This window comes from Methylobacterium sp. Leaf125 (assembly GCF_001423085.1).
Classification (GTDB): domain Bacteria; phylum Pseudomonadota; class Alphaproteobacteria; order Rhizobiales; family Beijerinckiaceae; genus Methylobacterium.
Genome location: NZ_LMNU01000015.1, coordinates 1 through 19,800, shown reverse-complemented (window position 1 = coordinate 19,800; position 19,800 = coordinate 1). Strand labels below are relative to the sequence as shown.

Genomic DNA, 19,800 nt, shown 5'->3' with positions numbered 1-19,800 from the left:
CGGAGCCTTCGGCTTCGCCGGTTTCTCCAGGGCCGGCCGGCTCCCCCGATGCCAGGCTCGCAGGATGTCGGTCGAGCCTACGCCTTGATGAAGGCGGTGAAATCCGACCATTGCTCGACGCGGAAGGCCCGCAGATCCCGGATCGAGCGCGGGAACCATGTGAGCTCCTTCAGGGCCGCGATGGCGGAGAACAGCTTCGCCAGGTCCTCGTCCTTGCTGGTATCGAGGCTCCCCTGCACCCAATCGAAGCCGTGGCCCGAGAGCGTCGTGCGGATATCGCTATAGGCCTGCGATACGCCCTTGGGATGGTGGGCTTGCGCCTCCGCGACCACGAGGTCGAACGCGATGGCGAACATCAACGCTCCCGGGGATCGTCCAGGATGTCCGCGAGCCGGTAATCGACCTCCTCACAGGTCTCCAGCACGCGAATCTGCATCATTCGATCGCCGCCTGCGAGTGCGTCACCCACGCTGACGATCTCGTAGACGGGGCCGACTTGCCCGAAGCGCCGCCAAGTCCCGACGAGGGCCTGGACGTTCGGGAATGAGGCGGGCGCCATGTCGTTCATGCGGGTATCCTACAGCGATTCCCATGGCCGCCCAGCGTCGAACGAACCCAATCCTACCCTTACGCCGCTGCGTGCACCACAGGCACCGCCGGGGCTCCCTCCCACTCCGAATGGGCCGGGATCGACTCGCCCTTCATCACGATGGTGAGGGGGCGCAGGCGGGCGTAGTCGCCGACCTTGGTGTCGTAGAGCACCGTCGAGAAGGCGCCGACCGACACGCCCCGGCCGACCTCGACCCGGCCGACCTTCATGATGCGGTCCTCGTAGAGGTGCGTCTGCAGGGCGGAGGTGCGGTTGATGGTGGCGTAGTCGCCGATGGTGACGCAGTCGAACTCGGTGATGTCGGTGGTCAGCATGCAGACGCCCTGCCCGATCTTCACCCCGAGGAGGCGCAGCATCCAGGGCAGGAACGGGGTGCCGACGAGGTGCTCCAGCAGCACCTTGCCGGCCAGACCCCAGTAGAGCACCGCGACGGCCTCGGTGCGCATGGCCCACCACGACCACATCGGCTGCATGCCGGGCTTGTAGACGCCCATCAGCAGCCACTTCACCGCGATCACCGTGAAAGACTGGATGAACGCGATGGCGACGGAAACCGCCACGAAGCTGACCGCGAGGCCGGTCCAGTCCTGGGCCAGGATCGCCGGGTAGAAGTAGAAATCGATCGCCGAGATCGCGAGGGTGATGAACAGCATCGGCGAGAACGAGGTCGAGAACGCCTCGAAGATGCCGCGCCGGAGCTTGGGCCCGATGCCGGGCTCGTAGGTCTGGGTGTTCGAGCCGAGGTCGACCCGCTGGCGCGAGGGCAGCTTGATCGGCGGCGAGCCGAACCAGGTGTCGCCCGGCGTCATCAATTCGTTCGCCGGCGGCTTCGACTTGATGCCGATGAGCACGTCCTCGGGGATCACCGCCCCCGGCGGGACCACCGCGTCGTTGCCGACGAAGACGCGCGCGCCGGTATGGACCTCGTGCATCGACATCCAGCCGCGCCGGATCTCCTCCTCGCCGAACACCACCTCGTCGGCGATGAAGTTGCGCGCGCCGATATCCGCGAGGTCGTAGCGCCCGGCGAGGTTGGTGGAGATCTCGGCCCCCTGCCCCATCCGGGCGCCCATCAGGCGGTACCAGGCCCGCATGTAGACGGTGGCGAACAGGGAGGAGAGCGTCTCCAGCGTCACCTCCGCGGCCAGGGCCACGGCCCATTTGCGCAGGTAGAAGCCGCTGTAGATCGAGTGGGTGCCCGAGGAGACGCGGGGCAGCGCCAGCCAGCGGATCGCCGCGATCAGCAGCACCGTGCCCGCCGTCATCAGCATGGCGGTCGGCCAGGTCAGCAGCGGCAGGTACCAGTGATAGTCGATGTCGGTGATATCCCCGAGGGAGTCGCTGAGCTGGTCGAAGATGTAGAAGGCCGGGAAGATCGGCAGCAGGCCGATGGCGGGGATCGCCGCCAGGAGGAAGGTGTAGAGGGCCGCGAAGGCGAAGCGCCGCCGGGGCGAGGCCGCAGCCGGCGCGGGCAGCGCCTCCGGGTCGGCCTCGCCGACCTTGCGCCCGGGCGAGCCGTCCCAGATCTCGGCCGCCCCCACCCGCGTGCCGGTCGGGATGGTGGTGAGGTCGCCGATCTCGGCATGGTCGCCGAGGACCGTGTCGGGCCCGATGACGCAGGAGGCGCCGATGGCGACGTCGGCGCCGATGCGCACGCGGCCGATGATCAGCGCGTCGCCCACCACCTCCGCGTTGGCGATGACGAGGCGGCCGCCCAGCGAGGCGCCGGGGCCGACGCTGAGGAGGTCCGGCGCACCGATCTCCGCGTCGGAGATCAGCGCATCCTTGCCGATGTCGGCGCCCAGCAGCCGCAGGTAGAACACGATGGCGGGCGAGCCCTGCAGCCACTTGATGTGGACGAGCGGCGTCAGCCGCTGCGCCAGCCACCAGCGGTAGTAGTAGACGCCCCAGAGGGGATAGCGCCCGGGCCGGGTTCGCCCGAGGATCAGCCACTTGGCCGCCACCGCGATGGCGGCCGTGACGGCGTTGATGCCGATATAGACGAGCAGCAGAACGCCGAGCTCGCCGAAGAACCCGAGCCCGCCGCCGGTGAGCAGCAAGTAGGTCACGAAGATGCCGAGCCACTGCGCCGTGGCCAGCGCGATGACGAAGGGCAGGGCCGCCGCCTGGGCGAGGCCGCAGAGGAAGCGGCGCCGGAGGGACGGCGCCGGGAAGCTGAGATCGCGGATCGCCATCTCGGTGCCGACGCCGCCCGTGCGGGCGATGAGGGTGTCCGCCATGGCCCGCAGGGTGCGCTGGCCGTAGACGTCCTGCAGGGTGATGGCGGCCAGCGCCGGCACCTCGCGGACCGCGCCGACGAAGCGGGCGGCCAGCAGCGAGTGGCCGCCGAGATCGGCGAAGAAGTCGCCCTCGAAGGGGATCGCCTGGTTGCCGAAGATGCGGTTGGCCGCGGCGAGCAGCGCGGCCTCGGTCTCGTTGCGCGGCGGCTCCTGCTCGCCCGCGGTGTCGGCCACCGTGAGGGTGGCGATGCGCAGGGCCTTGCGGTCGACCTTGCCCGAGGTCAGGCGCGGCAGCACCGCGACCTCCTCGAAATGCCCCGGCACCATGTAGGGCGGCATCTGCTCGGCCAGGGTCTGGCGCAGGGCGGCCCGGTCGATCTCGGTGCCGCGCTCGGGCACCAGGAAGGCGACGAGGCGGTCGACCCCGTCATCCTGGCGCAGCACCACCGCCGCCTGGTTGATGCCGGGCAGCACCTGGATGCGCGACTCGATCTCGCCGAGCTCCACCCGGAAGCCGCGGATCTTCACCTGGTCGTCGATGCGGCCGTGGAACAGGATGTTGCCGGCGGCATCGAGGGAGACCGCGTCGCCGGAGCGGTACAGGACCGGGTCGGTCCCATCCGAGGCATAGGGGTTGGCGATGAATTTTTCCGCGCTCAGCTCGGGGCGCTTCAGGTAGCCCTTGGCGACGCCGGGGCCGCCGATGAGGAGTTCGCCCTGCTGCCCCCGCGCGAGAAGCTCGAGTGCCTCGCCCGCGACATACACCGAATAATTCGGGATCGGCCCGCCGATGGTTACGGGCACGCCGGGTTGCATCTCCGCCGCGGTGGCCACCACCGTGGCCTCCGTCGGGCCGTAGGTGTTGAAGAGCTTTCGCGCGCCGCTCGCCCAGCGGGCAACCAGGGGCTCGGGCAGGGCCTCGCCGCCGAGCAGCACCAGGCGCACCGTGGGCAGGTCCCGGGAGATCATCGCCAGCAGCGTCGGCACGGTGTCGAGGACGGTGACGCCGGCCCGGGCGATGATGTCCGGCAGGCTCTCGACGTCGCCCATCATGGCCGGTGAGGCCACGAACAGCGTCGCGCCCACGAGGTAGGGCACCCAGATCTCCTCCATGGAGAGATCGAAGGCCACGGAGGCGCCCTGGAACACCACGTCGTCCGGTCGCATCCCGTAGAGGGCGTTCCCCGAGCGCAGGAAGTGGCAGATGTTGGCGTGGCTGATGACGATGCCCTTCGGCACGCCGGTCGAGCCCGAGGTGTAGATGAGGTAGGCCGGGTGTTCCGGCGTCAGGCCCGCCGCGCGCAGGTCCGGGAGCACGGCCTCCGCCGGCGTCGCGGACGCGAGTCCCGCGACCGTCAGGCTCGGCGTGCCGGCGGGGGCCTGCGGGTCCAGGGCGGGCGAGACGAGGAGCGCCTTGGCCTGGGCATCCTCCAGGCAGACCGCGACGCGGTCGGCCGGGGCCTCGGCATCGAAGGGCAGCCAGGCCGCCCCCGACAGGGTGATGCCGATCTGGGCGATCAGCAGGTCGGGGCCCCGTGCCATCCAGAGGCCGACCACGTCGCCGGGGCCGATGCCCCGGTGGGCGAGGCCGCGGGCGATCGCACCGGCCTGGGCCTCGACCTCCGCATAGGTGAAGGCCGGATGGGCGCCCTCGGGACCGGTCCGGGCGCCGTCGACCAGGGCCGGATGATCCGGGCGTGCCGCGGCGCTCGCGCGGAAGATCTCGGCCAGGGTCTCGTCGCGGATGAGGTCGGGGCGGACCGCGCCGCGCAGGACCGCCCGCGGGCCGGCCGCGTCCGTCGACGGACTCGTGTCCTGAGGCCCGCGCGCTGCCGCCCGGGGCCGGGTCGTCTCGGCGAGACTGGTCATCCGTTGCTCCGCTGCCGGCGCCCGATCGATCGGGAACCGTCCTTTTGGCCGGGTAGGCGCCCGGATCGCGCCGAAATCACGGCGCGTCTAGCACGTTTGGGCGGCCGGCTTGAACCGGGGTTGAACGCGCAGGCGAGGCCGGTCAGGCCCAGCGCCAGCCGGCCTGGTCGAGGATGAGGACGCTGCCCTGTCGGATTCCGATGCGGGGCGCGTCGCGGATGCCGAGGTGGCCCCGGATCACCAGGATCGCCCGGGCGACGCCGCCATGGGCGACGATCACGGTGGGCCGCGTCAGTCCGGTGATGGCGGGCGTGACCCGCTCCACCAGCATGGCATAGCTCTCGCCGGTGCCGCCGGGCGGACGATAGCCCCAGCGGTCGCGGTCGCGGGCCAGGGCGCCGGCCGGATCCCAGCGCCGGATCTCGGCCCAGGTCGAGCCCTCCCAGGCGCCGAAGCTGATCTCCGCCAGACGCGGATCGCGGCGATAGCCCTCCGGTTCGAGGGCCAGGGCCGCCCGCAGCGTCTCCATGGTCCGGCGGGTCCGCGTGAGGGGACTGGCGACGAAGTCCATGGCGGCGAGGTCGGCACCGCCGGCCGCCGCGGCGAGACGCTCAGCCACGGCCCCGGCCTGACGCAGGCCCTCGGCGTTCAGGTCGATGTCCCGCTGGCCCTGGAGGCGTCCCTCCGCGTTCCAATCGGTCTGGCCGTGGCGGATGAAGTAGATCGGATTCACGGCCTCACGCCCGCCGTTCGGCGGAACGGCCGAGCCGGGCTATCGTTTTCGCACTCACATCCTGGCCTTGCACATCCTGGCCCTGCATCTCGGCGGCCGCCCCCGTCCGCCGTCCACCGCGGAAGCGAGTCTCATCATGTCGAAGCATCACGGCAAGCATCGCCGGGGCCAGAGTCCGGGAGAAACCGGAGCTTCCGCGTCGCAGCGTGACGTTTCGCACCGCAAGGAGGCCGCCCGCGGTAAGGCGGACAAGAAGGCCGAGGCCCGCCGAGCCGGGCACCGGCCCCCCTCCGCGGCGCACTGGGCCCGCGAGGCCGAGAGCCGGACGACCGCGGCCGGCGAGACCATCGATTCCCGCCTCGCCCCCGCCGCCGCCGGCATCGTCACGGTGCAGCCGGGAAGCCGCTGCGACCTTGAGGCCGTCGACGCGAACGCCGATGGCGGCCTCGACAAGGAGGAGGCCAAGGCGGCGCTGGTGACCGAGCGGGCCCGCATCGCCACCCTGCAGGAGCGGCTCTACGCCGAGCACAAGCGCAGCCTGCTCGTGGTGTTCCAGGCCATCGACACGGGCGGCAAGGACGGCACGATCCGGGCGGTGTTCGAGGGGGTCAACCCGCAGGGCTGCCGGGTGTGGTCCTTCAAGGTGCCCAGCGCCGAGGAGAGCGACCACGACTTCCTCTGGCGCTACCACGCCAAGGCGCCGGCGCGCGGCATGATCAACGTGTTCAACCGAAGCCATTACGAGGATGTTCTCGTGGTGCGGGTGAAGGATCTCGTGCCAGAGCCGGTCTGGCGGGCCCGCTACGACCAGATCAATGATTTCGAGCGGATGCTCGCCGCCGCCGGCACCACCGTGCTCAAGTTCTTCCTCCACATCTCGAAGGACGAGCAGAAGGAGCGGCTCGAGGCGCGCATCGCGAACCCGGACAAGCACTGGAAGTTCGATCCGGCCGATCTCGTGGAACGCCGGTCCTGGGACGCCTACCAGGCGGCCTTCGCGGATGCGCTGACCGCGTGCTCGACGTCGCATGCCCCCTGGCACGTGGTCCCGGCCAACCGGAAGTGGTACCGCAACCTCCTCATCGCACGCACCATCGCCGACACCCTGGAGGCGATGGATCCGCGATTTCCCGAGGCGCAGACGGGCATCTCCGGAATGACCGTTCCGGATTGACCCGGCGCCCCACCGCAATCCATCGTTGCGTTCCGGATCTCGCGAGGCCCGAGCGGTCGATGGGAGCGCGCATGCTGGCTGTTCGCGACGTCGCCGTGTCGGGGTACCGCTCGCTGCACGCGATCCGCTTCCCGCTGGGGTCCCTCTCGGTTTTCATCGGCGCCAACGGCGTCGGCAAGACCAACCTCTACCGGGTCTTGGAATACCTGCAATCGGCTGCGACGGACACCCTGATCCGAAATCTCGTGGCCGAAGGCAGCCTGGACTCCGTGAGCTGGGCCGGGGCGCGCAAGGTCCACGAGTCCGCTCGGATTCGCTGGAGCGTCGAACTCGCCGACAATGTCAGCGGCCTGGCCTACGATTATGCCGTCGAGGTCGGCTGCAAGCCGCCCGTAGCCGCGGCCGGCTTTCCCCTCGAGCCCGAACTCAAGACCGAGCGGCTTCGCCTGATCTCGGCCCGGCGGCCCGCCACTCTGCTCCACCGCGACGGCCCGGGCGGCTTCCTGCGCGACGGGGAGGGGCGCAAGCGCAGCCTCGGGGGCGACCTGCTGCCGTCCGAGACCGTACTCGGCACCGTTCAGGATGGCGGCAGCTATCCCGACCTGCATCAGGTCCGCAGCGCCCTGGCGGCCTGGCGTTTCCACCACGATGTCCGCACCGACGCCGGTTCGGCACTGCGTCGCCCCTGTCTGGCGGTGACGACCCCGACCCTGTCGTCGGACGGCTCGGATCTGGCCGCCGTGTTCGCCACCCTCGCGCATATCCGCCAGGACACCGTCGACCTCGCGGCCGCCGTGGACGACGCCTTCCCCGGCGCCCGTCTCGACCTTCCGGTCCCGGGGCGCCAGGCGCAGTTCGGGATGGTGTTTCCCGATTATCCGAAGCGGGTCTTCGCGGCGGCCGAGCTGTCCGACGGGACGCTGCGCTTCCTGGCCCTGGCCGGCGCCCTGCTCGCCTATCGGTTGCCGCCCTTCATGGCCCTCAACGAGCCCGAGACCAGCCTGCATCCGGACCTGCTGGCGCCCCTCGCCCGCCTGATCGTGAAGGCCTCCGCGCGGACGCAGGTCTGGCTGGTGACCCATTCCGAACGGCTGGCCGACGCCATCCTGGCGGAGGGCGGGACGCGCCCCCACCGGGTGATCCAGCGCGAGGGCGCGACCTGGATCGAGGGCCTGAAGCTGTTCGGTGCCTTCGCCGAGGACGACTGAAGGCCGTCGGTCCCGTCAGTCCTTGTCGAGGCTGAGGTCCGGGGCTTCCGGGTTCTTCATGCCGACGACGTGGTAGCCGGCATCGACGTGGAGGATCTCGCCGGTCATGCCCTTGCTCATGTCCGAGACGAGGTAGGTGGCGGTCTCGCCGACCTCCTCGATGGTCACGGTGCGCCGCAGGGGGGCGTTGTACTCGTTCCACTTCAGGATGTAGCGGAAGTCACCGATGCCGGAGGCGGCCAGCGTCTTGATCGGGCCCGCCGAGATGGCGTTGACGCGGATCTTCGAGGGGCCGAGATCGGCCGCGAGGTAGCGCACGGAGGCCTCGAGAGCGGCCTTGGCCACGCCCATGACGTTGTAGTGCGGCATCCACTTCTCGGCGCCGTAATAGGTCAGCGTGAGCAGCGAGCCGCCGTTCGGCATCAGCTTCTCGGCGCGCTGGGCGATGGCCGTGAACGAGTAGCAGGAGATCAGGAGCGACTTGGTGAAGTTCGCCTCGGAGGTCTCGACGTAGCGGCCCGTCAGTTCGTCCTTGTCCGAGAAGGCGATGCAGTGGACGACGAAGTCGATGCCTTCGGGGAACACCTCGGCGGTGGCGGCGAAGACCGCGTCGATCGAGGCCGGATCGGTGACGTCGCAATGCCCGACCACGTGGGCATCGAGCTCCCGTGCCAGGGGCTCGACGCGCTTCTTGAGGGCGTCGCCCTGGTAGGTGAACGCGAGCTTGGCGCCGTGGGCGGCCGCGCTCTTGGCGATACCCCAGGCGATCGAGCGGTTGTTGGCGACACCGAGCACCAGGCCGCGCTTGCCGGCGAGAAGACCGCCGACGTGATCGTGAACCGGGTGCGTGTCCGCCATGTGTCACCTGAGCGAGAGCCGTGGCGCGTGCCGTCGGGCCCGTCGGGCGACGGATCGGCGTGTTCGCGCCGGGCATCCTTAGCGGAGGTGCGCCTGGGACGGAAGTCCGGGGCCTGACAGCGCCGGAGTGCCGTCGCGCATCCGGCCGGGGGCGTCGGGATCGGCCTGGTCCGCCGGGCGGTCGCGTCAGCCCGCCTTGGCCGCGCGCCGGGCGCGGGCGAACTCGGTGAGCGCCGGATCCTCGGCGGTGGGCAGCATCACGGCGGTGACCGCCAGGAGGTCGCCCCGGGTCCCGTCCTTCTTCGGCAGGCCCTTGCCCCGCAAACGGAAGGTGCGGCCTGAGCCGGTCATCGGCGGGATCTTCATCTCGACGGCGCCGGTGAGCGTCGGCACCCGGATCGGGCCGCCGAGGATCGCGTCCTCCAGGGACACGTCCACGGTGCCGCGCAGATCCGCGCCGTCCACGGTGAAGCGCGCATGGGGCAGGATGCGGATCGTCAGCAGCGCATCCCCCGGCGCGCCCCGCAGACCGCCCGGGTTGCCGAGGCCGCGCAGGCGGATGGTCTGGCCGTCGACCACGCCCTTGGGCACCACCACGTCCACGTCGCGCCCGCCCGGCAGGGACAGGCGCAGCTTCTCCTCGCTGGCGACCTGCTCCAAGGTCACGCTGAGCTCGGCCGCCACGTCCTCGCCCTTCACGGGGCCGCGCTGCGGGCCGCCGGGCCCGGCACCGGCCGCCCGGAAGGCGTCGCCGAACAGGTGGGAGAAGATGTCCTCGCCGATGCCGCCGCCCCCGCCGGGGGCGCGGCCGCGCGCGGCGCTCTCGAAGTCGAAGCCTCCACCGCCGCCGCCGCCGCGCCCGCCGCCGAATCCGCCGAAGCCCTCGAAACCCGTCGCGCGCGGCTTGCCGTCCGCGTCGATCTCGCCGCGGTCGAACTGCGCGCGCTTGCCCGCATCACCCAGGATCTCGTACGCGCTGCTGGCCTCCGCGAAGCGGTCCTTGGCCTTGGCGTCGTCCTGGTTGCGGTCGGGATGGTAGGCCTTCGCGAGCTTGCGGTAGGCCTTCTTGATATCGGCTTCGCTGGCGCCCTTGGAGACACCCAGCACATCGTAGGGATTTCGCATCGGTCTTCAGGATTCTCGGTGCCGCCTGGGACCGGGCACGGGCCCGGCTCCTTCGGATTCGTCTGTCATGTGGACGGCCTGTTGCTTCTCTGCAACGGTCTCGCGCGAGAATTCGCTGCGATTGGCGCGGCGTCAACGCTTCTGTTCGCCCTGCGATCCGGACGGACCCGCCGCGGCCTTCCGCGACGGCCCTCAGGACGCCGCCTTCGCCGTCCGCACTTTGGTCAGGGTCCAGTCGCCGCCGGAGGGCTTGCAGCCGGTGCCGCGCACGAAGCGGCTGCCCGCCGGCGAGATGACGGAGGCCAGGAAGTCGCGGCAGACGAGGTCGTTGGCGACGTAGGGCAGGCCGGTGGGGTTCACCGAGCCGCGCAGGGTGGTTTCCGGATTGTCCCACTTCACCGGGCGGCCGTTGCCCTGCGGATCGAGGGCGACGGCGAGCGCCGCGTTGGCGCGGCGCCAATCCTCGACGCCCAGATCGTTGCCGAAGCCCAGCGGACGCTTGTCGATGCTGCCCGTGACCGTCGGCTCGTCCGACAGGGCCGCACTCGCCTTGTCGCCGCGCTTGGCCGCCTCCGCCACGGCGCTGGCCGCCGTCTCCTCCGCCTGGAAGGTGATGATCGGCAGGCCGCAACCGCTCAAGCCGAGCAGCACGCTGAGGCCGATGGCCCGCGTGGCCCGTCGCGGCACGGTCCGCGACCGGCGGCGGACATGAATTTCCGGGACGGCCTGGGCTTTACAGTCGCGCCGACGCATTACACCTGATCTCAAACGACGTGTTGGGCCGAAACGTTCGTGTCCCACGTCGGTGCCCCCGACCCGGATCTCACCACAGGATTACGCCTTGGAACGGTTAAGGATCGATGATCCCGCTTCCCGCAGCGCGAACGGGGACGCCACGGGGGCCGGCGGCGACTTCACCCGCGCCACCGATCCGTGGGCCTTGTTCGCGACCTGGATGGCCGAGGCCGAGGCCTCGGAACCCAATGATCCCAACGCGATGGCGCTGGCCACGGCCGGCGCCGACGGTCTGCCCGACGTGCGCGTGGTGCTGCTGAAGGGCGTCGATGCGCGCGGATTCGTGTTCTACACCAACGTCGATTCCGCCAAGGGCGACGAGCTGCGCGAGAACCCGCAGGCGGCCCTGGTGCTGCATTGGAAGAGCCTGGGGCGTCAGGTCCGCGCTCGTGGCCCCGTGACCCGCGTCACGCCCGAGGAAGCGGATGCCTACTTCGCCAGCCGTGCCCGCAACAGCCGCCTCGGGGCCCATGCGAGCCGCCAGTCGCGTCCCCTGGGTGATCGGGCGACCCTCGAGCGCGAGGTCGAGGCCCTCGCCGAGCGCTACGGGGAGGGCCCGGTGCCGCGTCCGGAGAACTGGACGGGCTTTCGCATCGCACCGGTCTCGATCGAGTTCTGGCAGAACGGCGCGTTCCGCCTGCACGATCGCGTCCGCTTCACCCGCGACGGCGAGACCTCCGACGGCGAGACCTCCGACGGCGGGATTTGGCGCGGGGCGCGCCTCTATCCCTGAGGCGGATCGGCGGACCCTGGCCCTCCGCAGGCCGGCCACTTGGTGCGTCGCGGGATGACCCTGGATTTTAGCCCCCGCGCCCCTTAGACCTGAGCGTGGCGTGGGGGCTTCGCGGCGGCACGGCGGTTCCGCCGGCCGAACGCCTCCCGATCCTGAAGGAACGGTCTTGGCCTCATCCAACGAACGCCGGCGCATCATGCTGCTCACGGGGGCGAGCCGTGGGATCGGCCATGCCACCGTCAAACGGTTCTCGGCCGCCGGTTGGCGGGTGATCACCTGCTCGCGCCATCCCTTTCCGGAGAACTGTCCCTGGGAGATGGGCCCGGAGGATCACCTCCAGGTCGATCTGTCCGATCCCCAGGATACGGTGCGGGGCATCGAGGAGGTGGCCGGGCGCCTCGCTGCCGAGGGTGGCCTCCTGCACGCGCTGGTCAACAATGCCGGCATCTCGCCGAAGGGCCCGCAGGGCGAGCGCCTGGGCGCCATCGCCACCGAGTTCGGCGATTGGCAGCGGGTGTTCCAGGTCAACCTGTTCGCCCCCCTCCTCCTGGCCCGCGGCCTCTGCGAGGAGCTGACCCGGGCCAAGGGCTCCATAGTCAACGTCACGTCGATCGCGGGGTCCCGCGTGCACCCCTTCGCGGGCGCCGCCTACGGCACCTCCAAGGCGGCCCTGGCCGGCCTGACCCGGGAGATGGCGAGCGATTTCGGCCCCCTTGGCGTCCGCGTGAACGCGATCTCGCCGGGCGAGATCGACACCGCGATCCTGTCGCCCGGCACGGACAAGATCGTGGCCGGCATCCCGCAGCGCCGGCTCGGCACGCCCGACGAGGTCGCCAAGGCGATCTACTTCCTGTGCACCGAGGCCTCCTCCTACGTGAACGGCGCCGAGCTGCACATCAACGGCGGCCAGCATGTCTGAACGGGGGGCGCGCCGCGCGCTTCTCATCGGGCTGCTGATCGGCGTGTCCCCCGCCTGCGCGGAGCCGTCGGTGACGATCCTCGACCTGCCCTTCCGGGCCCGTGCCCTGCGGGGACCCGGCAGCGAGGTCGCGATCGCGGTGGCGACCTCCGGCCTGCTGCCCCTCGCCCGCTCCCGCAGCGCCGATCCGGCCACGCCCGAGCCCGAGGCGCCGATCGCCGTGGTCTGGGGCGACGCCGGCGGTGCAGCCCTCAGCCTCGTCGACGGACAGGTGACCACCACCCTGCTCGGCGCCGAGGCGGTGGACGGTCTGGCGACCGCCGAGACCCCGCGCGGCGCCCTGCCCGGCTCCCGGCGCGCGGTCTCGGGCCCCTTGAGCGTCCATCTGGCGGATCCCCGGCCGGCCCTGGCCGGCGGCCCCGAGCAGGCCGGCGCCCTCGTGATCCGCGAGCGTCAGCCGGTGGCGATGGGGGGCGACCCGAAGCCGGTGCCGATCGTCACCACCACCCTGTCCGCCGCGCCCGACGCGGCCTTCGCCCTGCGCCGACCGCGGATCGCCCGGCTGGACGGCAAGCCCGTCGTCCTCGCGGTCACGGTCGCGCCCGCGGGCGGGGCCGCCCTCGCCCTGTTCGCCAAGGCCGAGCCCGGTGCGGCGGCCTCCGGAGCGGCCTGGACCCTGATGGCCCGCGGTCCGGATCAGGCGGCCGGTCCGGGGGGCCAGCCCCTGAAGCCGGCCGCCATCGCGGATTTCTCCGGCAGCGGCCGACCGCAGATCGCGGCCGTGGCGGCCCCCGACGGCGCCGGCCAGCTGCAGCTCTGGGCCCTGGAGGCCGGCGCCCTGCGCCTGGCCCGGGCGGCACCGGGCTACACCAACGTCTCGCCGGGCGAGGGCGAGGTCGACCTCGCGGCCCTGGTCGAGCCGGAGCGCGAGGGCGCCCCCGAGCTGGCCCTGCCGATCGCCGACCGGAGCGCCGTGGCGATCCTCTCCCTGAAGGAGGGCATCCGCGAGCGATCGCGCGCAGCCCTGCCCGGGCTCGCCGCCTTCGGCCTCGCCAGCCTCGGCCGGGGCCCGGCCGCCCGGCTCCTCGTCGGCCTCGCCGACGGGCGCATCGCCGTGGTGACGCCATGAGCGCGACCGATCCGGAGGCGGCCGAGTCGCGCCTGTTCCCGACGCGGCCCTTCGTCGGCACCTCGATCGCGGTCCTGCGCGACGACCGGGTGCTCCTCGCCGCCCGGGCCAACGAGCCGATGCGCGGCGTCTGGACCCTTCCCGGCGGCCTCGTCGAGGCGGGCGAGGCTCTCGCCGAGGCGGCCCTGCGCGAATTACAGGAAGAGGTCGGGCTGTCGGCCGAGGTGGTGGGCGTGCTCAGCCCCACCGAGATCATCCTGCGCGACGCCGAGGGCCGCGTGCGCCACCACTACGTCGTCCATCCCCACGCGGCCCTCTGGACCGGCGGCGAGCCCGTGGCCGGCCCGGAAGCCCTAGGCGTGCGCTGGTCCACCCTTGCCGAGCTCGAGACCCTGGCGACGACCCCCGGTCTCGCCGGGACCGTTCGCGAGGCCTTCGCCCGGGCCGCCCGCCGCGCGGAGCCCGCGGCGTGAAGGGTCGTGGTGCGGGGATCGCGGTCCTGTGCGGCCTCGCCGTGCTGATGGCCGTGCCGGAGGCCGGGTTCGCCCAGCAATCCCGCGGCGGCTCGTCCCGGGCTGCACCGAAGCCGGCCGAGAAGGAGAAGGAGCCGCCGCCGCCCGAGCCGCCGCCGGCGCCCTACGACCGCGACCTGCTCCGTCTCTCGGAGGTCATCGGCTCCCTCGCGTTCCTGCGCGACCTCTGCGCCGCGCCCGATGCCGCCGAGTGGCCGGCCCGGATGAAGGCCCTGATGGAGGCCGAGGGCGTGACCCCCAGCCGGCGCGACCGTCTCGCCGGCGCCTACAATCGCGGCTATCGCGGCTACAGCCTGACCTACCGGGTCTGTACCCCCGCCGCGAACGAGGCGGCCGCCCGCTACGTGGCCGAGGGCGAGCGCCTGTCGCACGCCCTGGCGAGCCGGTTCGGCGGGTAGTGATGCCGGTTGGCCACAGCGTCCGGGCCGCAGGCGAAAACGGAGAATTTGAGCACCCGCGTTAACCGCTTCGCAATTCCTGGCTTTGCGAACTCCACCGATCGCCCTATCCTCGTGGTTACTCGCCGGGTCGTTCACCGGCGCAAACGATGATGTGGCCCATGCACATGGATACGGTCTCCGCGCCCTTCGAGGCGGATCTCGACGACAAGCGCGTCGCCCTGAGCTACGTCTCGGAAGCGTTCGCCGAAGGCTGTCTCGACGGGCTCGACGGCGACTGCATGGCCCAGGCCGCCCTGTTCGCGGCCTTCCAGGAACTCGTCACGACCTATGGCGAGGAAGCCACTGCCCGCTACGCCGAGGGCTTTCCGGACCGCATCCGCGGCGGCGCCTTCACCACCAGCCCGCAGCATTGACGAAGCCGAAGCCTTAGCGAGGCCCCAGCCTCGACGAAGCCCGAGCCTTGGCGAGGCCGAAGCCTTAACGAAGTCGATGTCGGGGCGCCGCGGCGCTCCACCGGCGCGAAGAACCGAAGGGCAGGCGCCGGGCGCCTGCCCTTTTTGCTGCGCCGGCCTCAGGCCGGACGCAGAGCCTCTTCGAACAGCACCGCCTCGCCGCGGGACGGCGCGGTCAGGGTTCCCTCCCACATCACGCCGTGGCCGCGCACCAGGGTGCCCACCGGCCAGCCCGTCACGGTGACGCCGTCATAGGGCGTCCAGCCGCATTTCGAGGCGATCCAGTCGTTGCGGATGGTCTCCCGACGCTTGAGGTCCACCACCGTCACGTCGGCGTCGTAGCCGACGGCGAGCCGCCCTTTCCGGGCGATGCCGAACAGCCGCTTCGGGCCGGCGCTGGTGAGGTCGACGAACCGGGCCAGGGACAGCCGTCCGGCGGCGACATGGTCGAGCATGATCGGCACCAGGGTCTGCACTCCGGTCATGCCCGAGGGCGAATCCGGATAGGGCTTGGCCTTCTCCTCCAGCAGGTGCGGTGCGTGGTCGGAGCCGAGGATGTCCGCGACGCCCTGGGACAGGCCGTGCCAGATGCCGTCGCGATGGTCGGCCCCGCGCACCGGCGGGTTCATCTGCACCAGGGTGCCGAGGCGGGCATAGGCCTCGTCGCCGTCGAGGGTGAGGTGATGGGGTGTCACCTCGCAGGTCGCCACGTCCTTCGCTCCGGCGAGATACGCCATCTCCTCCTTGGTCGAGATGTGCAGGATGTGGATGCGCGCGCCGGTGGCCCGGGCGATGCGCACGAGGCGCTGCGTCGCCGTCAGGGCTGCCTCGGGTGAGCGCCAGACCGGGTGCGAGGACGGATCGCCGGGGATGCGCCGGTCCTTCTGCGCCCGCAGCATCGGCTCGTCCTCGGCGTGAAAGGCGGCGCGCCGGCGGGTCCGCTTCAGGATCTCGGTGACGCCGGCATCGTCCTCGACCAGCAGGGAGCCGGTGGAGGAGCCGACGAACACCTTGATGCCGGCGGCCCCAGGCAGGCGCTCGAGCTCCGGAACGAGATGCGCGTTCTCGTGGGTGCCGCCGACCCAGAACGCGAAGTCGCAATGCATCCGATGATGGGCCCGGGCGACCTTGTCGGCCAGGGCCTCGGCGCTGGTGGTGAGCGGGTTGGTGTTCGGCATCTCGAACACCGTGGTCACGCCGCCCATGACGGCCGCGCGCGAGCCTGATTCGAGGTCTTCCTTGTGGTCGAGTCCCGGCTCGCGGAAATGCACCTGGCTGTCGATGACGCCGGGCAGCAGGTGCAGGCCGGTGCAGTCGCGCCGCTCGGCGGCCTCGGCCGCCGCGAGGTCGCCGATCGCCGCGATGCGGCCGGCGCGGATGCCGAGGTCGGCGCGGTGCGCGCCGTCCTGGTTCACCACGGTGCCGCCGGTGAGGAGGAGGTCGAAGGGCTGGTCCATTCCGAATCTCCTGGGGCCGTGCGCGGTCCGGACGCACATTGAGACGGGGTCGCGGGCGGCTTATGTCAGGCCCGGACGGGGCGCAATGCCGCCGCCGCCTGTGTTAAGGAGTCGCCATGCCGATCGCCCTGCTGCCGGACCGCGCCGTCGTCACCGTCTCGGGCGAGGATGCGACGAGCTTCCTGCAGGGCGTGCTGACCTGCAACGTCGAGACCCTGGAGCCCGGCGAGGCCCGCCTCGGTGCGCTCCTCACGCCGCAGGGCAAGATCCTGTTCGACTTTCTCGTCGGCCGCACCCCGGAGGGCTTCGAGCTCGACGCCGCCGCCGAGCGTGCGCCTGACCTCGCCAAGCGCCTCGGGCTCTACCGCCTGCGCGCCAAGGTGACGATCGCCCTCGCGCCGACCCTCGGCGTGGCCGCCGCCTGGGACGGGGCCGAGACCGCCGCCGCGGTGACCCGCCGGCGCGACGGCCGCCTCGGGGCGCTGGGCGAGCGCCTGACTTTCGCCCTCGGCGCCTTCTCGGCGGATGCGACCGAGGCCGATTACCACGCCCACCGCATCGCCCTCGGCATTCCGGAGGGCGGGCGCGACTTTCCCTGGTCGGACGCCTTCCCGCACGAGGCCCTGATGGACCAGATCGGCGGCGTCGACTTCCGCAAGGGCTGCTATGTCGGCCAGGAGGTGGTCTCGCGCATGCAGCATCGCGGGACGGCCCGGACCCGGATCGTCCCGCTGGTCGCGGTCTCGGACGAGGCACTCCAGACCGGGGCCGAGATCACCGCCGGACAGCGCGCGCTCGGCACCGTCGGCAGCGTCGCGGGCGGGCGGGCCCTCGGTCTCCTCCGCCTCGACCGCCTCGCCGACGCTCTGGCGGCCGGCGAGCCCCTGCGGGCGGGCACGGTTCCGGTCGGCGTCGAGAAGCCGGCCTTCGCCACGTTTCCGTTCCCCGAGACGGCGCCGGCCGGCTGAGCGCAGCCCGACATCGACGGCGCCGCCGCGCCCGGCTAAACCCTCAGCGATGCTGACCGACGCCTCCGGCCTGATCCCCCATCCCGACGGCTGCGCCCGCTGCTGGTGGGCCGGGCTGGACCCCGTCTACGTCGCCTATCACGACACCGAATGGGGCGTTCCGGAGCGGGACGGCCGTGCCCTCTACGAGAAGCTGATCCTCGACGGTTTCCAGGCCGGCCTGTCCTGGATCACCATCCTGCGCCGGCGCGAGGGCTTCCGTCGCGCCTTCGCGGGCTTCGACCCGGAGGCGATCGCACGCTTCACCGAGGCCGATGTGACGCGGCTGATGCAGGATACCGGCATCATTCGGAACCGGGCCAAGATCGTCGGCACGATCGCGGGCGCCCGGGCCTACCTCGCCATCGAGGCGCGCGGGACGGGCTTCGCGGCCTTCCTCTGGGACTTCGTCGACGGCGCGCCGATCCAGGGAACGGCGCGGGATCGGGCGGGCATTGCCACCGAAACCGACATCTCGCGAAAGCTGTCCAAGGCCCTGAAGGCGGAGGGCTTTGCGTTCTGCGGCCCGACCATCGTCCACGCGTTCATGCAGGCGGTCGGCCTCGTCAACGATCACCTCGTCGGCTGCCATCGGCACGGGCCCTGCGCCGCCCTCGGGGGGCGGATCCATGAAGATGAAGATAAGGTCGTCGGGGGCTCGGCATGAGCGGCGCGCCCGGCCGCGCCTGGCAGCGGATGCTGTCGGGCCGACGCCTCGACCTCCTCGACCCGGCCCCCCGCGACATCGAGATCGCCGACATCGCCCATGGGCTCGCCCGCGTCGCCCGCTGGAACGGGCAGACGGCCGGGCCGCACGTCTTCTCCGTGGCCCAGCACGCCCTGCTGGTGGAGGCCATCGGCCGCGGGGAGGCGCCGGGCCTCGGCGCCGGCGACGGCCTCGAGCTGCTGCTGCACGATGCCCCCGAATACGTCATCGGCGACATCATCTCGCCCTTCAAGGCGGCGATCGGCGATTCTTACAAGGCGGTGGAGCGCCGGCTCTTGGCGGCCATCCGCGAGCGCTTCGGGCTTCCCGAGCCGGGCGCGGCGCTGTCCGCCCTGGTCAAGCGGGCCGACGGCGTCGCCGCCTATCACGAGGCGACGCGTCTGGCCGGATTCTCCGGATCGGAGGCCGATGCGATCTTCGGCGCCTGCGCGCCCCTCGGTCCCGAGGCCGAGGCGCTGCTGGTCCCCTGGCCCACCGACGTGGCGCAGGCCCGCTTCCTCGCGCGTTTCCACGTCCTCGCCCCTGTCCCTGTCCGCGCGCCCCCGGAGCCCGCCTGATGCCGCATCTCGAGGTCTGCCCCCTGTCGCGGCTTCCCGACACGCTCGACGGGTCCGGCGCGACCCATCTGATGACCCTGATGAAGGTCGGCACCGCGATCGCTCGACCGGCGGGCATCCCGGAGGGACGCCACTGCGTCGTGGAGGTCAGCGACATCGTCGCGCCGATGGAGGGGCACGTCACGCCGGGCGAGGCCCACATCGCGCAGATCCTCGACTTCGCGAGAGCCTGGGACCGGACCCAGCCCCTGCTGATCCACTGCTATGCGGGGATCAGCCGCTCGACGGCGGCGGCCTACATCGTCGCCTGTGCCCTGGCCCCGGACCGCGACGAGGCCGAGATCGCCCGGGCGCTTCGTGCGGCCGCCCCGTCGGCGACGCCCAACGCCCTGTTCGTGGCCCTCGCCGACCGCATGCTGGACCGCGAAGGCCGCATGGTCGCGGCGATCGCGGAGATCGGTCGTGGCGCGGAGGCCTTCGAGGGGGCGCCGTTTCGGCTGGACTTCAGCGCCGGCCTCCAAGTCGTCGCGTAAGCTCTTCCAGGACAAACCGATCCGGCTTCGGGCCTGCTGCCCGTCATCGCCCTGAAACCGGGCTGTCGAGGTGTGGCGCAAACGCCGCCCCGGACGACGAAACGACGATCCACCGGCCGGATCGGGTTGTCGGCTTCCGGGCTCGCGGCTTAGACCGTCAGAATCACGGGGTAGTTTAGAATGAGTGTCACGCGACCCGCCGTTGCGTCGACGTCCGGTACGGACGAGCCGAGCCTCGACCTGCCCTTCGAGAAGGCGTTGGAGCAACTCGAGGACATCGTGCGCCGCCTGGAGAAGGGGGATGTCCCCCTCGACGAGTCGGTGGCGATCTACGAGCGCGGCGAGGCGCTGAAGCGCCACTGCGAAGGGCTGCTGCAGAAGGCCGAGGCACGCATCCAGAAGATCACCCTGGGTACCGACGGCAAGGCGGCGGGCGTCGCGCCCCTCGACGTCGACTAGGGAGCGGTTCCGCTTCCACTTGAAATTCTTCATTGGCGCCAAGTCATTGCGCGCATGTTTTCCCTCCGGGCGTGAGGTTGGTTCGGTGTCACGGCAAGAAACCTCGCAAGGCAAGACCTCGCACGACGAGCGCGCGCAAGCGGCATCGGAGACCTTCTCGGAGGCGACGGCGATCCTGGACGGCCTGGCGGAGCCTTCGGCGCTGCGTCTGTTGCCGGAGAGCGCGCTGCAGGCGGTGGCGGACGCGGTGCGCACCGAGATGATCGACGCGGTCTCGGTCA

At 71.5% G+C, this 19,800-nt stretch carries 22 protein-coding genes; 14 read left to right on the top strand and 8 right to left on the bottom strand.

Features of this window, described 5'->3' with window-relative positions; translation table 11 throughout:
- Nucleotides 1-77: 77 nt before the first annotated feature.
- The 4 genes from ASF58_RS15355 to ASF58_RS15340 all read right to left on the bottom strand — a co-directional run bounded on the left by ASF58_RS15355 (nucleotide 78) and on the right by ASF58_RS15340 (nucleotide 5,452).
- Nucleotides 78-356, bottom strand: a complete 279-nt coding sequence (locus ASF58_RS15355) for a virulence factor (RefSeq protein WP_055954128.1) — start codon at nucleotides 354-356, stop codon at nucleotides 78-80.
- A complete protein-coding gene (locus tag ASF58_RS15350) occupies nucleotides 356-568 on the bottom strand; it encodes a DUF5397 family protein (RefSeq protein ID WP_055954124.1) in 213 nt (70 codons plus the stop codon). Before ASF58_RS15350 ends, ASF58_RS15355 begins: the two co-directional genes overlap by 1 nt.
- A 59-nt stretch (nucleotides 569-627) precedes the next feature.
- A complete protein-coding gene (locus ASF58_RS15345) occupies nucleotides 628-4,719 on the bottom strand; it encodes a Pls/PosA family non-ribosomal peptide synthetase (protein ID WP_055954121.1) in 4,092 nt (1,363 codons plus the stop codon).
- Nucleotides 4,720-4,861: 142 nt separating this feature from the next.
- Nucleotides 4,862-5,452, bottom strand: a complete 591-nt coding sequence (locus ASF58_RS15340; protein ID WP_055954118.1) for a histidine phosphatase family protein — start codon at nucleotides 5,450-5,452, stop codon at nucleotides 4,862-4,864.
- Nucleotides 5,453-5,588: 136 nt separating this feature from the next.
- Between ASF58_RS15340 and ASF58_RS15335 the strand changes: the two genes are divergently transcribed.
- Both ASF58_RS15335 and ASF58_RS15330 read left to right on the top strand, forming a co-directional pair.
- On the top strand, nucleotides 5,589-6,626 hold the full coding sequence (locus ASF58_RS15335) for a polyphosphate kinase 2 family protein (protein WP_055954179.1): 1,038 nt from the start codon (nucleotides 5,589-5,591) through the stop codon (nucleotides 6,624-6,626).
- Nucleotides 6,627-6,697: 71 nt separating this feature from the next.
- A complete protein-coding gene (locus ASF58_RS15330) occupies nucleotides 6,698-7,834 on the top strand; it encodes an AAA family ATPase (RefSeq protein WP_055954114.1) in 1,137 nt (378 codons plus the stop codon).
- 15 nt (nucleotides 7,835-7,849) lie between these two features.
- Here ASF58_RS15330 and fabI read toward each other — a convergent pair whose 3' ends face one another.
- From fabI to ASF58_RS26730, 3 genes are all read right to left on the bottom strand, one after another.
- On the bottom strand, nucleotides 7,850-8,692 hold the full coding sequence (gene fabI / locus ASF58_RS15325; RefSeq protein WP_055954111.1) for an enoyl-ACP reductase FabI: 843 nt from the start codon (nucleotides 8,690-8,692) through the stop codon (nucleotides 7,850-7,852).
- Nucleotides 8,693-8,878: 186 nt separating this feature from the next.
- Nucleotides 8,879-9,817, bottom strand: a complete 939-nt coding sequence (locus tag ASF58_RS15320; protein WP_055954108.1) for a DnaJ C-terminal domain-containing protein — start codon at nucleotides 9,815-9,817, stop codon at nucleotides 8,879-8,881.
- 192 nt (nucleotides 9,818-10,009) lie between these two features.
- Nucleotides 10,010-10,504 carry an RT0821/Lpp0805 family surface protein gene (locus ASF58_RS26730; RefSeq protein WP_244477350.1) on the bottom strand — a complete coding sequence of 165 codons (495 nt, stop codon included), beginning with the start codon at nucleotides 10,502-10,504 and terminating at the stop codon, nucleotides 10,010-10,012.
- Nucleotides 10,505-10,673: 169 nt separating this feature from the next.
- On the opposite strand from ASF58_RS26730, the gene pdxH reads away from it, so the two are divergent.
- The 6 genes from pdxH to ASF58_RS15285 all read left to right on the top strand — a co-directional run bounded on the left by pdxH (nucleotide 10,674) and on the right by ASF58_RS15285 (nucleotide 14,740).
- Nucleotides 10,674-11,345, top strand: coding sequence for a pyridoxamine 5'-phosphate oxidase (pdxH, locus tag ASF58_RS15310; protein WP_200930211.1), 672 nt, complete (start codon nucleotides 10,674-10,676; stop codon nucleotides 11,343-11,345).
- 196 nt (nucleotides 11,346-11,541) lie between these two features.
- Complete coding sequence (locus ASF58_RS15305) at nucleotides 11,542-12,264, top strand: SDR family oxidoreductase (protein ID WP_055954102.1); 723 nt, start codon at nucleotides 11,542-11,544, stop codon at nucleotides 12,262-12,264.
- A complete protein-coding gene (locus tag ASF58_RS15300; protein ID WP_055954099.1) occupies nucleotides 12,257-13,393 on the top strand; it encodes a hypothetical protein in 1,137 nt (378 codons plus the stop codon). The genes ASF58_RS15305 and ASF58_RS15300 overlap by 8 nt, the downstream gene beginning before the upstream one ends.
- Complete coding sequence (locus ASF58_RS15295) at nucleotides 13,390-13,866, top strand: NUDIX hydrolase (protein WP_055954096.1); 477 nt, start codon at nucleotides 13,390-13,392, stop codon at nucleotides 13,864-13,866. The genes ASF58_RS15300 and ASF58_RS15295 overlap by 4 nt, the downstream gene beginning before the upstream one ends.
- 47 nt (nucleotides 13,867-13,913) lie before the next feature.
- Entirely contained in the window at nucleotides 13,914-14,324 is a 411-nt protein-coding gene (locus ASF58_RS15290) for a TIGR02301 family protein (protein WP_055954173.1), read from the top strand.
- Nucleotides 14,325-14,485: 161 nt separating this feature from the next.
- Nucleotides 14,486-14,740 (top strand): hypothetical protein, encoded by a 255-nt coding sequence (locus ASF58_RS15285; protein ID WP_055954093.1) that lies wholly within the window; start codon nucleotides 14,486-14,488, stop codon nucleotides 14,738-14,740.
- 158 nt (nucleotides 14,741-14,898) lie between these two features.
- Here the strand turns inward: ASF58_RS15285 and ASF58_RS15280 are convergent, their stop codons facing one another.
- On the bottom strand, nucleotides 14,899-16,236 hold the full coding sequence (locus ASF58_RS15280; protein WP_055954088.1) for a dihydroorotase: 1,338 nt from the start codon (nucleotides 16,234-16,236) through the stop codon (nucleotides 14,899-14,901).
- 116 nt (nucleotides 16,237-16,352) lie between these two features.
- Between ASF58_RS15280 and ASF58_RS15275 the strand changes: the two genes are divergently transcribed.
- The 6 genes from ASF58_RS15275 to ASF58_RS15250 all read left to right on the top strand — a co-directional run.
- A complete protein-coding gene (locus ASF58_RS15275; protein WP_055954085.1) occupies nucleotides 16,353-17,204 on the top strand; it encodes a folate-binding protein YgfZ in 852 nt (283 codons plus the stop codon).
- Nucleotides 17,205-17,253: 49 nt separating this feature from the next.
- The gene (locus ASF58_RS15270; protein ID WP_055954081.1) at nucleotides 17,254-17,910 is read left to right on the top strand and encodes a DNA-3-methyladenine glycosylase I; all 657 of its coding nucleotides are present in this window, start codon (nucleotides 17,254-17,256) and stop codon (nucleotides 17,908-17,910) included.
- Entirely contained in the window at nucleotides 17,907-18,527 is a 621-nt protein-coding gene (locus tag ASF58_RS15265) for an HD family hydrolase (RefSeq protein WP_055954079.1), read from the top strand. The genes ASF58_RS15270 and ASF58_RS15265 overlap by 4 nt, the downstream gene beginning before the upstream one ends.
- Nucleotides 18,527-19,060 (top strand): hypothetical protein, encoded by a 534-nt coding sequence (locus tag ASF58_RS15260; protein WP_055954076.1) that lies wholly within the window; start codon nucleotides 18,527-18,529, stop codon nucleotides 19,058-19,060. The genes ASF58_RS15265 and ASF58_RS15260 overlap by 1 nt, the downstream gene beginning before the upstream one ends.
- A 180-nt stretch (nucleotides 19,061-19,240) precedes the next feature.
- Nucleotides 19,241-19,519 carry an exodeoxyribonuclease VII small subunit gene (locus tag ASF58_RS15255; RefSeq protein WP_055954073.1) on the top strand — a complete coding sequence of 93 codons (279 nt, stop codon included), beginning with the start codon at nucleotides 19,241-19,243 and terminating at the stop codon, nucleotides 19,517-19,519.
- A 19-nt stretch (nucleotides 19,520-19,538) separates the two neighbouring features.
- On the top strand, nucleotides 19,539-19,800 hold a 262-nt coding region (locus ASF58_RS15250), incomplete at its 3' end, for a hypothetical protein (RefSeq protein WP_156375700.1).